The 12,485-nt window shown below is 35.3% G+C and carries 9 protein-coding genes and 2 pseudogenes; 5 read left to right on the top strand and 6 right to left on the bottom strand.

The genetic code is table 11. The features are described 5' to 3' along the window. Window positions 1-225 precede the first annotated feature (225 nt). Window positions 226-942, top strand: a complete 717-nt coding sequence (locus CC99x_RS02610; RefSeq protein ID WP_057624608.1) for a hypothetical protein — start codon at window positions 226-228, stop codon at window positions 940-942. 102 nt (window positions 943-1,044) lie between these two features. Here the strand turns inward: CC99x_RS02610 and CC99x_RS02605 are convergent, their stop codons facing one another. The 3 genes from CC99x_RS02605 to CC99x_RS02595 all read right to left on the bottom strand — a co-directional run bounded on the left by CC99x_RS02605 (window position 1,045) and on the right by CC99x_RS02595 (window position 3,511). Beyond that, window positions 1,045-1,890, bottom strand: coding sequence for an IS3 family transposase (locus tag CC99x_RS02605; protein WP_259596692.1), 846 nt, complete (start codon window positions 1,888-1,890; stop codon window positions 1,045-1,047). Further along, window positions 1,887-2,201, bottom strand: coding sequence for a transposase (locus tag CC99x_RS02600; RefSeq protein WP_259596534.1), 315 nt, complete (start codon window positions 2,199-2,201; stop codon window positions 1,887-1,889). The genes CC99x_RS02605 and CC99x_RS02600 overlap by 4 nt, the downstream gene beginning before the upstream one ends. Window positions 2,202-2,770: 569 nt before the next feature. Beyond that, the gene (locus tag CC99x_RS02595; protein ID WP_057625594.1) at window positions 2,771-3,511 is read right to left on the bottom strand and encodes a hypothetical protein; all 741 of its coding nucleotides are present in this window, start codon (window positions 3,509-3,511) and stop codon (window positions 2,771-2,773) included. A gap of 261 nt (window positions 3,512-3,772) precedes the next feature. Between CC99x_RS02595 and CC99x_RS02590 the strand changes: the two genes are divergently transcribed. Beyond that, the gene (locus CC99x_RS02590; protein WP_057625593.1) at window positions 3,773-4,684 is read left to right on the top strand and encodes a hypothetical protein; all 912 of its coding nucleotides are present in this window, start codon (window positions 3,773-3,775) and stop codon (window positions 4,682-4,684) included. A gap of 135 nt (window positions 4,685-4,819) precedes the next feature. Continuing rightward, window positions 4,820-5,416 carry a sce7726 family protein gene (locus CC99x_RS02585; protein ID WP_057625592.1) on the top strand — a complete coding sequence of 199 codons (597 nt, stop codon included), beginning with the start codon at window positions 4,820-4,822 and terminating at the stop codon, window positions 5,414-5,416. Here CC99x_RS02585 and CC99x_RS02580 read toward each other — a convergent pair. The 3 genes from CC99x_RS02580 to CC99x_RS02570 are packed head-to-tail and all read right to left on the bottom strand — an operon-like array spanning window position 5,361 to window position 7,967. Continuing rightward, window positions 5,361-6,464 (bottom strand): beta family protein, encoded by a 1,104-nt coding sequence (locus CC99x_RS02580; RefSeq protein WP_057625591.1) that lies wholly within the window; start codon window positions 6,462-6,464, stop codon window positions 5,361-5,363. The two genes, CC99x_RS02585 and CC99x_RS02580, sit on opposite strands and share 56 nt — an antisense overlap. Beyond that, window positions 6,457-7,671: an ImmA/IrrE family metallo-endopeptidase gene (locus CC99x_RS02575; protein ID WP_057625595.1), complete on the bottom strand. Its 1,215-nt coding sequence runs from the start codon at window positions 7,669-7,671 to the stop codon at window positions 6,457-6,459. Before CC99x_RS02575 ends, CC99x_RS02580 begins: the two co-directional genes overlap by 8 nt. Window positions 7,672-7,682: 11 nt before the next feature. Continuing rightward, complete coding sequence (locus CC99x_RS02570) at window positions 7,683-7,967, bottom strand: type II toxin-antitoxin system HigB family toxin (protein WP_057625590.1); 285 nt, start codon at window positions 7,965-7,967, stop codon at window positions 7,683-7,685. Window positions 7,968-8,166: 199 nt separating this feature from the next. Here CC99x_RS02570 and CC99x_RS02565 point away from each other — a divergent pair. Next, a pseudogene (locus tag CC99x_RS02565) lies at window positions 8,167-9,102 on the top strand (ISL3 family transposase). 287 nt (window positions 9,103-9,389) lie between these two features. Continuing rightward, a pseudogene (locus CC99x_RS02560) lies at window positions 9,390-12,481 on the top strand (type I restriction endonuclease subunit R). The last annotated feature ends 4 nt before the right edge of the window (window positions 12,482-12,485 follow it).

Here is a 12,485-nt window from a genome sequence, read left to right as displayed (position 1 = left end):
TGTCGGTGCAACGCATGCAAAATATGATTGGCATTATAAATTATTAGAAAAATATAATGTCCCATTGCTTAAAACTGCAAGAGAAATTATATCATTTATTAATTTGGCGGAGTCGATTGCGATATGAAGCTAATGGCACAAGCTTTCAGAGCCTTGATTAGTTTGAAATTTAAGAATCTTTGAACAATGTATAGAATATAGCAATCAATACAAAAAGGTACATAAGTGACTCAATATTCTCCTGCGTGGCCACATGGTGATCTTAAAGAAGTTTTTCCCAATATATTTTTTGTAATGGGGACTAATCTTACTACCCATGAAGGCACAAAACTACAGCATAGCTGCAACATGGTAGTAGTGAAGAATGCCAACGAGTTAACGCTTATCAACACGGTTAGATTAAACGATGAGGGCCTTGCAGCACTTGAGAAATTAGGTCACATTGCCAACGTAGTTAGAATAGGGGTATTTCATGGTAGGCACGATGCATTTTATCTTGATAGATATTCAGCAAAGCTATGGGCCTTGAAGGGAGTGAAACATGAAAATAACAAATTCACCAACAACGAGCTTATCACTAATGGTAAAATGCCATTCCCAGATTGCTCTTTATTCGTCTTTAAAACCTCCATTCACCCTGAAGCAATTCTACATATAAACCGAGAAGGTGGCATTCTCATCACGTGCGATAGCATAAAAAATTGGATCACGGTTGATAAGTTTTTTAGTGAAGAAACTGGAAAATTATATGAGAAATTAGGATTTTTGGGTATGGCAACCATTTCAAAAATATGGCAACAAGCATGCAACATTCAAGCCCAAGATTTTGCAGGATTGAAACTACTGACTTTCAAACATCTTCTTAGCGCACATGGAGAACCTTTGTTTAACAATGCCTATGAAAAACTCGCTGTTACCATTCAGCAAGAATTTGGGATTTAAGTTTATACATCATTATTAGGGAAATACAGCATGCATTCATTAGGTATCACAGAAATTCGTTTTGAGGATGAGTGACCTGCCCCCCATTCAGTGGACACCGAACTACGCAGCTAATACGGCTCTTTCTACACTATCAGGTGTTTGATAGTCCAGCGTTGAGTGCAAACGGATACGATTATAGAACACTTCGATGTAATCAAAAATAGCTAATTTTGCCTCATCACGTGTTTTAAATTTGCAGTGATAGACAAGCTCTTGCTTTAAAGTGCCAAAGAAGCTTTCAGCAACGGCGTTATCCCAACAATCAGCCTTACGACTCATACTGTGAACCATTCCATTATTTTTAATAACTTCTTTAAAAGCGTGGGAAGCATATTGAACACCTCTATCAGAATGGAATAGAAGAGCCTTAGAACAATCAACTTGTTTTAGTGCCATCTCTAACGCAGAAACAGCCAAGTCAGCTGTTATGCGCTCACCCATGGCCCAGCCTTTGACCTTTCGTGAGCACAGGTCGATGACTGTCGCTAAATAAAGCCAACCTTGTTCAGTCCAAATATAGGTAATATCGCCAACCCAGGCAATATTCGGCTTTATCGCAAAGAATTTGCGCTCTAACCGATTTGGCTCGATTGGCAGCTTGTGGTTTGAGTTGGTTGTGGCTTTGAATTTTCTCTTTACTTTGGGGAACAGCTTTAATTCTTTCATTAAACGGCTTACCTTTTTATGATTACAATCGATACCTTCGTTTTTAAGTGCTTTCTGCATGCGTCTGAAGCCATAGCAACATCGACTCAGCAAAAAGATAGCGTTCATCCTCTCTTTTATAAAAGTGTCATTACACTCAGGTTCGACTGGTCGGTTTTTCCAAGCATAATACCCACTTCGGGAGACCTGCATACATTCGCAGAGCAAAACAACATCATAATGATGACGTTCTTTCTCTATGAATTTGAATCTTTCTTCGGGTCGTTCGCGAAGTAGGCTGTAGCCTTTTTTAAAATGTCGCAGGTATCCCTTAGGCGTTCATTTTCCTTGCGTAGCTTCAACAGTTCTTCATGAAGTTGCTTTAAATCAGGAGTTTCATCCTTGACCTCAGGGATATTTTTGTCTTTTTTAGCCTTGGATATCCAGTTATAAAGCGTTGACTCAAGAATGCCGAGATCTTTCGCTGTCTTTGAGGTGGGTTGTTCGGAGGTCAGTGCTAGCTGCACTGCTCTTTGCTTAAATGACTTATCATACTTCTTATACTTGGACATACACGTCTCCTAACTGATATTTAGTTTATCAAATTAGGTGTCCACAGTCAGGGGATCAGATCAGAGAGTCGTAAATTTGAAAATAACTAGCCCCTCCTTAGATGTGACGGTTTTGTACCCTACTGAAAAATCAGCATTCAAAGAAGGCATATGGCTTTAGACATTTTGAGAATTATAGATTAAGAGTTAAAGTGCTACGTCCATAAACTAAAGTGCCCCCTAAAGTAGGGATGCCCCTTTAACTTCGGTATTGGTTAAAGGTTTTGTTGTTCTGGCCATATTAGTAGTACCGCTTTTAGAGTATCGCTATGGTACTACTAAGGGAACTACTAAAAAAGTAGGATCTTGTGAAATGTCTTAAACCCTTATAGGCATAAAAAAACCCGTAATCTGTTAAGATTAGGCTTTTAAGTTCGTTCTGGGTTCTCGTTGAATCTATAATTTGTGGCGGCGGGAATCGAATTTATATACTATAGAATTGATTTAATTGAAAATTTTTACAGATATATTTATACAAGCCCCCATATTAGCGCCTAAAAAAAGCTTTAACTGAATCTAGATTAAAACCATTATTTCGTTTTCAGTTGTAATAAATCTTTATCTGTTAATTTGGTTCTCTTAGCTTTATTGTGAACAAAATTATAAATTTCTTCTGGTGGGATTGATAGAATTTCTTCAGATAATTGCGCTTCTAATTCATCTAGTCTACTGCATACAATAGAATGAACCTTTTTAATTAAGGTCTTTGCCTCCATATTTATAGAATCCACAGTAATAATTTGATAAAGCTCACTTAAAAAAACTGGTGATGCTTGTTTACCTTTTTTAATTTTCTCATACGGAGGGATTACAAAAACTGAATTTGATTTTTCAAATCCTTCGCCAGCATGAGCTACGTACTGGTGGCGCATAGTATACAAATACTCATGTATATTCTTTAGGTCAGCAGGAATCCAACTTTTATCTAATTTGGTTCTACGTCCGTCAGCCGAAACGAAACATTTACCATAAGTTATAATAATTGCTCTTACTAATGCCTTAATTAATACTTCGTTTGAATCAAAATCCCCTATCAACCTGTCATATTCTTCAAAAAAATTAATTGTTTCTCTTAAATCTTTTTCGATTAATTTAAAACCATTAACTTTTATAGATAGAAATGTATCTATTTGAATTACTTTTGAGGGTCGGGCACTCTTTGTTTTAAAATGATATGTGACTTTCACATCACCTGATTGGGCAATAAATAATTTTTGCCACCATATATCGTTTTTTAACCTTTTCCAATATATTTTTCCAGTTAGAAACATTTAAAAAAACCAATTTAAAATTATTTATTAAAGATACAATTATTAATGTGTCTACACACAGTCATAATTAACTCTAAGCATCATTAAATTATACTGCTTTGAATATATTTAAAAAATGGTATTTCGTTTTTGGTCACTATTAAATATATAAAAAAATGGATAACAATACTATCCAAACATAAATACATCTTAAATATAGGAACTTTTAATACCAGGCAAGGTCTTTTTCATTAAGATAACCCACAAAGAAGTGCTGATCAAATGTATCTTGCACAAACTAATCGAAAAAGATCCATTACAGCAAAAGCATATTTAAAGCTATCAGTTTCAGCTAGGAAAGAAATCAAAGATGCATTAAAGTGTATCGAATGCGGAAATAAAGTTTTCTTTGCTAGTGGCCCTATAAATCGGGCGCACTTTAGACATTTTGTGCGCCAAACATCAGGTATTTGTTCGAAGCAAAAAAAGTATATCTATAAAAAATCAGATCCAAGTGATGTCTCAAGAGTAATTAAAGATATTGGTTTTATCAACATAATTGGGCTTCGAAAAAAAAATTCAAAGACCTCTAACTCAGATAAAAAATATTCAGATGAAGATCAACCGGGGAAACATGATAAAGTTGATGAACCTGAACAACACCCCAAAATTACACTGCCAAATAAAACTTCATTAAAATTAGAAGATCTTTTGAAATTCCTGGTTTCAGAGGAATTTCAAAAAATTGATAAAATATTATTAGCTGATACAACAGTTCGAATTTTAGGACATGAATTGTTTTTTAATGATGCAGTTGTTCATATTGAAGAAGTTGATTGGCATTCTGAGTGTGGGAAGTTTGTCAAACCGTTGCCTAGAATTTATTGGGGCAAAATATACAATAGCCGTTGTTTTGATTCTCATAATCATTTGCTGAAAATGCAGGAAGTTTCTTTAGGTGGAGATCGATACAGGCTCGCAATCAATTTTGGAAATAGGCAGCATAAACGACCCAATGTATATTTTAATGAATCTACAACTAAAAGTTTTTTAAGTAAATTTCATTCTGAAGGAATCGATGATATTAAGGGCTACTTAGCTACATTCTCTAATGGATTACAGTCTGCTCACGATTGTCCTAAAATTAAAATTAGTAAATTTAATGAAAATACTTTTTGTTTTTTAAAAAATTAAAATTGGTTTAGTAAATTAAATATTTTTTTGGAAAACTAACTTCCATTAGATTCTTCAATTACTATAATTCAAATATTCCGTTTATAATTATAAATATTAGTTATAATTTACTTGTCATCTGACTTAATAGAATTTATGAATCAACAATTTCAACTTTCTGATTTTAATATTCGACAATTAGTTCTCTCTCGCTTAAGTGAGTACTATTTTGACACTAATACTATAGCTGTTGAAGAGCTTGATTTGTGTTTAGGTGAAGCACGGATTGATATAGCAATTGTAAATGGGATTTTGTCTGGTATTGAAATTAAAAGTGATAAAGACAATCTAAGAAGATTAGAAAAGCAAATTTATATTTATGGGAAAATCTTTGATACAGTTGAGATAGTAGTCGGTCAAAAGCATCTTGAAGAAGCTCAAACAATGGTTCCAAGATGGTGGGGAGTTTCTGTCGTTAAGTTTTCTGAAGATATCAAACTAAGCTATAAAAAGATTAGAGAAAGTTCTCAAAATTTAAATAAGGATCCACTGAGTGTCGCTCAGCTACTTTGGAAGAATGAAGCTTTAGCAATTCTGGATAAGAAGGGTATTCAAAATAAACTTAGGTATAAAAGCCGTGATTTTATCTTACACAAATTACTAGACTTAATATCAAGTGAAGAACTCTATAAGTTTGTTAATCAGTCTCTAAAGTCTCGTCAAAATTGGCGATTTGTTCACCAACTAATGTAAGGTGATGGTTTGTATCCACTGCAATCCATGTGGTTAAGTTCCCAGGACCTTCTGTAATATTATTTGCGCATTTGAATAAATGGTTATCTCCCCATGAATACTCTCGTCCTTTATAATGTGGGGATTCAACTATTTGTTTTGATAAGGATCTGTATTGCTGATATTTTTCTCCTTTATGAAGACCATGTCCCTTAAAGATAAGCCATTCTTTCTCCACGGTTTGTCTTATTTTTCCTGAGCCTCTTACTTTTGCAGGATCTATCTCAATTTTGTTTGGGTTATTAATACTATAATCGCCAAATCGTGGTTCTCGACCGATTAAAGGATAAGCCATAAGAACGGCTTTCCACAGTGAAAATTCTACTCGGGGTATAGTTTTGATCGAGTTTACAGGAATCCCTGACATATCTGCTGGAAAGCTGCCTGATGCAATAGTAAAAGTGAGCCAATTATTAAAAGGCATATAGAGATTAAATTGAGATAGATCTTCGATTAGAACATCAATATCATTTTCTGCCACATAGCCAAAATCAATAATCAAATGACAACTCTTTGAAGTAATTCCTAATTTAGACAATATTATATTAACTTCTTCTTTGGTTTCAGCAGGGTTAATAAAGTCCTCTTTTAATAAGCGAAAGCAGAGATTCTGTTTAGGGTAATTATCTAAGAATGCTTTCATTTCTTCTATATAGCAAAGATCTCGATCCGTACCGATTGTTGGTACAAATTGCATTCCATGCATTAATAATTGTTCACAGATATATTTAAGAGGATGAATGCCATCATCAAGTCTATGCTCTAGATTAAAATTTGTGCAATCTATGAAAAATAGTTGGTCTTTTGGCCATGATTTTTTTAAATTGTTTAGTATTTTGTCGATATGCTCTTTAAGCGTTTTTTGTTTTTTTTCTTTTTGTATAAATAATCTATGAATATCAAAAAAAGGAGTGATCCTTTTAAGAGCTTCTTTCGATAAAGCTTTTATAGCGTTTAGCTCACCTTGTTTGGTAGCTAAAATCGGGGTGTAATGCTTAAAATCATTCATTATAATACTCTTCAATTAATTTTCTTACCTTTCCTTGACCAACAAGATCAGTGAATTTGTTGTAATCCTTTGTTTCAAAGCGTATTCTCCCAGCAACAATTGCAGGATGAATGCTGAGGGTTCTTGCTAATTCAATAATTGACTTGTTAGTCTGAAAGTTAAAAGCATCGCTTCGCTTCCATACTGTTTTCGGAATAAATGATTCTTTAGCTATAAGATCTGCTTCTCTTTCCTTTAAATCTTTATTATCTTCAATATCAAATTCGTCCAGAAAGATATCATCATTATTATTTAAGTGCTTATAAATATGAGCAAGCTCATGTAATAAGGTATGCCAAAAATAGTCAATTCGATCGTATCGGAGCGTTATTCCTATAACGGGTTTTCCTTCTTTATCTAAGAAGCATCCACCATCAAGATGGGTCTTTGATAAATGCTTTTGAAAAATTAATTTGATCCCATGTTTTGCTAATTTTTCGATTGCGAGTAAAGGACCTTGTTCATACTGGCTTAGCTTCGCTATTTCTTTAAGAAAATCCTTTGTAATTAGGTTATGATCATAATCACTAACCTTTATTTGTGCAGCCAAAAGTATAACACGTGCCGACCAAGCAATAAGGCCATATAGATGAGACTTTCCTTCTTTTTCTATATTGAATGATTTACGCCACATTACACTTTGAGGAGCAAGTCCCCCTATAGGTTGTAAGAAGTGTTCAACTACTTTTTGAGGAGTAGTTTTAATGGTTTCTTTTGTTTCTGAAATCCATTTTCTTTCTAGCATTTCTTTAAATGGGAATTGAGAAAATTCCATATCATGCATCTCAATTTTATTAATTCTTTTATTTGATTCTTGAATTAATATTTCAGCTGGGATCTTAAGGTACTCATTAAGGGCACGAATCATAGGTACGGTTAGTTTTCTTTTACCAGATAGTATTTCAGAAACTTTACTTTTGCTACCGATATAGGGTATTAAATCATTTTGTTTCAGATTTTGTTCTTCCATACGAAATTGAATTGCTTCAATGGGGGTAGGCTTTTCGAAAAAGAAATGCTGAGCTTCGTATTCCTTTACGGCAATCATGAGTAAGGAAAGACGTTCTCCCTCGGGAGAATCTGCCATGGGATCATTTTCAATAAGCAATTCGATTTCTTTGAGGTACGTTTTATGTTGTTCCTCATTTTGGATAGGGAGCATTAACATATTTAGCCTCTTTAATTTTCCCATTTATCATATTCAGCATGCGTGCCAATTCGTTTCACTAAAACTGATCCAGTATTATATGCAACAACAACTTCTAGCCTGTATCGATTACCTTTCACATCAAAAATTACTTTATTGTTACTCAGGAAGTCCACGCTTCGATATTTATCTTTAATGTCTTGGGGTGTTTTCCATGTAGAGCCCTCAACATCTGCCACCCAGTTATCTATCCATTTACTTGCATCAGCATGTTTTTTTTTGAATTCATCAAGGAGGTTTTTACCCGCTATATTCATCCTTGAAATTCCTTGTTTAACATAACAATCCTAACTTCATTGAAGCACAAGTTCTCAAATTTATTTTAATATAATAGTTCATAATTTGGGAACCATCAAGTGTATCTACAATTATTCGGCTCACCCCCACTAAAGGGGGCACTTTAACCATAATGTATTAAGTTAAGCATTTGAAAATACTAGCAAAATGAGGTTAAAGATGCCCCGTACCAATCTTATTTTATTTTTTCCTGGTTTTACAATTAGGAAAGTCTTAAATGCTTCACATTTAGTTATTTAAGTTACTTATAATTGGAAGCCCAAATGCCCTTTCTGTGATGGCTCTAAATTACGCATCAAGCACTCCTTCATGCGTGAGGTAAAACATGAATCCGTTGGTCTGCGTCGTGCCTACATTAGATTCAAAGCACATAAGTTTTATTGTTATGCTTGCAAGCGTTATTTTAATCAACGCTTTCCCGGCATCTTAAAATATCAACGCGCTACAGAAAGCTTAAAAGCTCAGTAGATGGTATCAGCAGCATTAGCATTATTTATTGCGTGCTCAGAATATTAACGTGTCAAAATAGCTTGTATTGATTTAAGTGTTACTTATCGAAACCTCATTAAGAAGCACTTCCCTAAAGCCTTAATTGTAACGGATAGGTTTCATGTACTAAGACTGATTGAACAGGCTTTTATGAAAACTTGTCACAGTATCCATCCACAAATGAAGTACCACAGAGGAATACTGGCTATGTTTAGAACGCGTCCTGAGCATCTAACCGAAACCAAGAAGCTTAAACTTAAACAGTTCTTAGATGAACATCCTGCCATACAGGCGCTTTATCAGGTTAAGGAGCAGCTCTTTACACTTCTAAAACATAAACATCGCAAGGCAAAGGAATGCAAAAATCTAATCCCTATTTTCCTTGATATGGTTAAACAGCTCAAAGCAGCCATCTTCTTACCGCTTGTTAAGCTCGGGAAGACCTTATTTAAATGGGGAGAGGAAATAGTAAGAATGTGGCGATTCACAAAGAACAATGGGATTACCGAAGGATTCCATCGCAAGATGAAGCTCATTCAAAGAAGAGCATATGGATTTAGAAATTTTGAAAATTATAGATTAAGAGTTAAAGTGCTATGTTCGTAAACTGAAGTGCCCCCTAAAGTAGGGAAGACTCCAAAGAGCGGCGGGAATTGATTTAAGCGCCTATCTTTTTGATATATTATAAATTAATCAAATCATGGTTTTAATGATACTACTATCGGTACTTCTAAAGCAAAAAGTCATACAGTTTAAGATAGTGTACTTACAGCTAAAATAAGCTAGATTTTTGCTTCCATATGTCCCTTTTTAGTTAGCTCGTGTAATATACTTAGTATTTAGTCTAAGGTGTTCTAGGTGGTGCTAAATACCCCTAAGAGGTACTGTAAAAGGTGAAGTTCAACGAAGATTCAAGAGTGAAGATACCCACAATCCTGCATTTAATGCGGTTGGGTTATGGCTATCTGTCTCTAAAAGACCCAAAGGTCACCTGGGACGAATCAACAAACATCTTTATAGGCATCTTTTTACAAAGCATAAAGCGCATCAATCCGTCTATAAACGACTTAGAAGCCCAGCAATATCTATCTGATATCTCCCCCTTACCCTAGAGAACGAAGACCTCGGCAAAGCCTTCTATGAAAAGCTCATAGCTAAATCTGGTGTACGCCTCATCGATTTAGAAGACTTTAATAACAACACCTTTCATGTTGTCACTGAGCTACCTTATAAAAAAGATGATGATGAATTTCGACCAGATATAACTCTACTGATTAATGGGTTGCCGCTGGCGTTTATAGAAGTTAAGCGGCCAAATAACCAAGATGGCATATTAGCAGAGCACAAACGGATTCAGACTCGATTTCAAAACAAGAAATTTAGAAAATTCGTTAATCTTATTCAATTAATGGTGTTCTCTAATAATATGGAGTATGACGATAGCTCGCCCATCCCTATTGAGGGCGCGTTTTATGCTACCGCGTCATATCAGAAGCCTACATTAAACTATTTCCGTGAAGAGCAGGTATTTGACTTAAATGCTTTGCTTTCAGTGGTTGATGATGATGAAGAAACCGCAGTGCTCAAAGATAATAACTTGTTGAGCATAAAACAATCGCCAGAGTTTGCTAAAAATAAACGTCCAGATACTCCAACAAATCGTATTTGCACCTCGCTATTCCAGCGTGAGCGTATTGCTTTTTTACTTGAATTTGGTGTCGCCTATGTCAAAGAGCGGTCGGGTATACAAAAGCACATAATGCGCTACCCACAAATTTTCGCCACAAAGGCAATAGAGCAAAAGCTCCTAGAGGGCGTTAAAAAAGGAATCATCTGGCACACCCAGGGCAGCGGTAAAACTGCACTTGCTTATTACAACGTAAAATACCTTTCAAACTACTTTCAAAATAAAAACATCATCGCCAAGTTTTATTTTATAGTTGATAGACTCGATCTGCTTATTCAAGCGAGTAGAGAGTTTAAAGCGCGTGGATTAATCGTACACAATATCGATTCGAAAGAGGCCTTTGCCAGAGACATCAAACAAACTGTCGCTATTCACAATGACAGCGGTAAAGCTGAAATCACCGTCGTCAATATTCATAAGTTTAAAGATGATCCCGATGTCATTAAAAATGTTGACTACAACCTTAATATTCAGCGGGTATTCTTTTTAGACGAGGTACACCGCAGCTATAATCCAAAAGGCAGTTTTTTAGCCAATTTGGAGCAAGCCGACCGCGACGCGATCAAACTTGGTTTAACCGGTACACCGCTATTGGGAGAGGAATACAATTCTAAATTGTTGTTTGGCGGATATATGCACAAATACTATTACAACGCATCCATTAAAGATGGTTATACTCTGCGTTTAATCCGTGAAGATATTGAAACAAGCTATAAGATCAACTTGCAAAATACACTCGCTGCCATTTATGAAGAAACAGAGATTCTAAAAGGCAGTGGCAATAAAAAATTAGTTTACGCACACAAGAAATTTGTCGAACCAATGCTGGATTACATCATCAAGGACTTTGAACAAGCACGTATATCCATGAACGATAATACCATAGGCGGCATGGTGGTCTGTGATTCTTCGGAACAAGCTAAAATGATGTACGACATCTTTCAAGCGCAATACGCTAAGCCAGAAGGGTTAGGAGAGCAGGAGCAAACAACCCCATATAGTACTAAGCACAAACTAAATAGCCAGGTTAATAGCGCCGCAGTTATTCTGCACGATATTGGCACTAAAGATGAACGCAAACAATTAGTCGAAGATTTCAAAGAAGGTAAAATTGACTTCTTGTTCGTATTTAATATGTTACTTACCGGCTTCGATGCTCCACGGCTTAAAAAGCTTTTCATAGGACGGGTTATTAAAGCTCATAACCTACTGCAAGCCCTTACCCGTGTGAACCGACCCTATCAAAATTTTAACTATGGTTATGTGGTAGATTTTGCAGACATAGAAAGTGAATTTGAAAAAACTAACAGAGATTACTTTAAAGAATTGCAGTCTGAATTAGGCGATGAAATAGAACACTATACCAACCTGTTCAAATCACAAGAAGAAATTCTAAAAGAAATACAAGAGATCAAAGAAGTCTTGTTTCATTTTGACACTACAAATGCTGAGATGTTTTCGAGTCAAATTTCACAAATTAATTCTCGTTATGAAATGTTAAAAATCACTCATGCCTTAAACAACGCTAAAAGCCTGTATAATCTTATCCGTTTGTCTGGCGATTTTGAAATGCTTGAAAGGCTGGATTTTAAAATACTCAATATATTATCAAGAGAGGCAGATAGACGCCTAGCCCTTATCAATACCAAAGAAGCTCTAGAAAACAATGTTGATGCTTCAAACTTGCTTAATGTTGCACTAGAAGACGTTATCTTTTCTTTTACCAAAGTCAATGAAGCAGAGATGGTATTAGCCGATGAGCTAAAAGACGTTCTTCAAAGAACACGTGAGGGCCTAGGTGATAATTTCGATCAGCAAGATCTAGAGTTCATTTCTCTAAAGGAAGAGCTTGAACGCTTGTTCAAAAAGAAGAACTTAAGCGAGATCAGCAAAGAGCAGATGGAAAGCAACATTAAAGCTTTGAACGATATATATAATCGAGCAAAAGAACTGGAACGTAAAAACCAGCTATTAAGAGCCAAATATGATAACGATGAAAAATATGCCCGTTTACATAAACGCCTAATGGAAAAAGACCCCTTAACCGATAGCGAAAGCAAACTTTTTGATGCTCTTAAAGGCTTAAAAACTGAAGTAGATAATCAAATACAGCAAAATGCAAAAATGTTAGAAAATGAAAGCTTTGTTGAAAAAATGGTTACGCGTATTGTTATCGACCAATTTAAAAACAAACATCACATTCCCTTAACTGCCGTCGCAACCAAACGCATCAACGGCTTAGTTGTAAAAGAATACATGAACGAATACTACGGGAGAGCGGCAACGGCTCGCCTATAACCTA

The organism is Candidatus Berkiella cookevillensis (assembly GCF_001431315.2).
Classification (GTDB): Bacteria; Pseudomonadota; Gammaproteobacteria; order Berkiellales; family Berkiellaceae; genus Berkiella_A; species Berkiella_A cookevillensis.
The sequence above is the reverse complement of the archived record's forward strand: the minus strand, read 5'-3'. Positions and strand labels throughout refer to the sequence as shown.

What these genes read in the sequence shown, in the direction of transcription:
- CC99x_RS02600 (WP_259596534.1), bottom strand. Translation starts at nt 2,201, where the DNA reads ATGTCCAAGTATAAGAAGTATGATAAGTCATTTAAGCAAAGAGCAGTG.
- CC99x_RS02595 (WP_057625594.1), bottom strand. Translation starts at nt 3,511, where the DNA reads ATGTTTCTAACTGGAAAAATATATTGGAAAAGGTTAAAAAACGATATA.
- CC99x_RS02590 (WP_057625593.1), top strand. Translation starts at nt 3,773, where the DNA reads ATGTATCTTGCACAAACTAATCGAAAAAGATCCATTACAGCAAAAGCA.
- CC99x_RS02585 (WP_057625592.1), top strand. Translation starts at nt 4,820, where the DNA reads ATGAATCAACAATTTCAACTTTCTGATTTTAATATTCGACAATTAGTT.
- CC99x_RS02580 (WP_057625591.1), bottom strand. Translation starts at nt 6,464, where the DNA reads ATGAATGATTTTAAGCATTACACCCCGATTTTAGCTACCAAACAAGGT.
- CC99x_RS02575 (WP_057625595.1), bottom strand. Translation starts at nt 7,671, where the DNA reads ATGTTAATGCTCCCTATCCAAAATGAGGAACAACATAAAACGTACCTC.
- CC99x_RS02570 (WP_057625590.1), bottom strand. Translation starts at nt 7,967, where the DNA reads ATGAATATAGCGGGTAAAAACCTCCTTGATGAATTCAAAAAAAAACAT.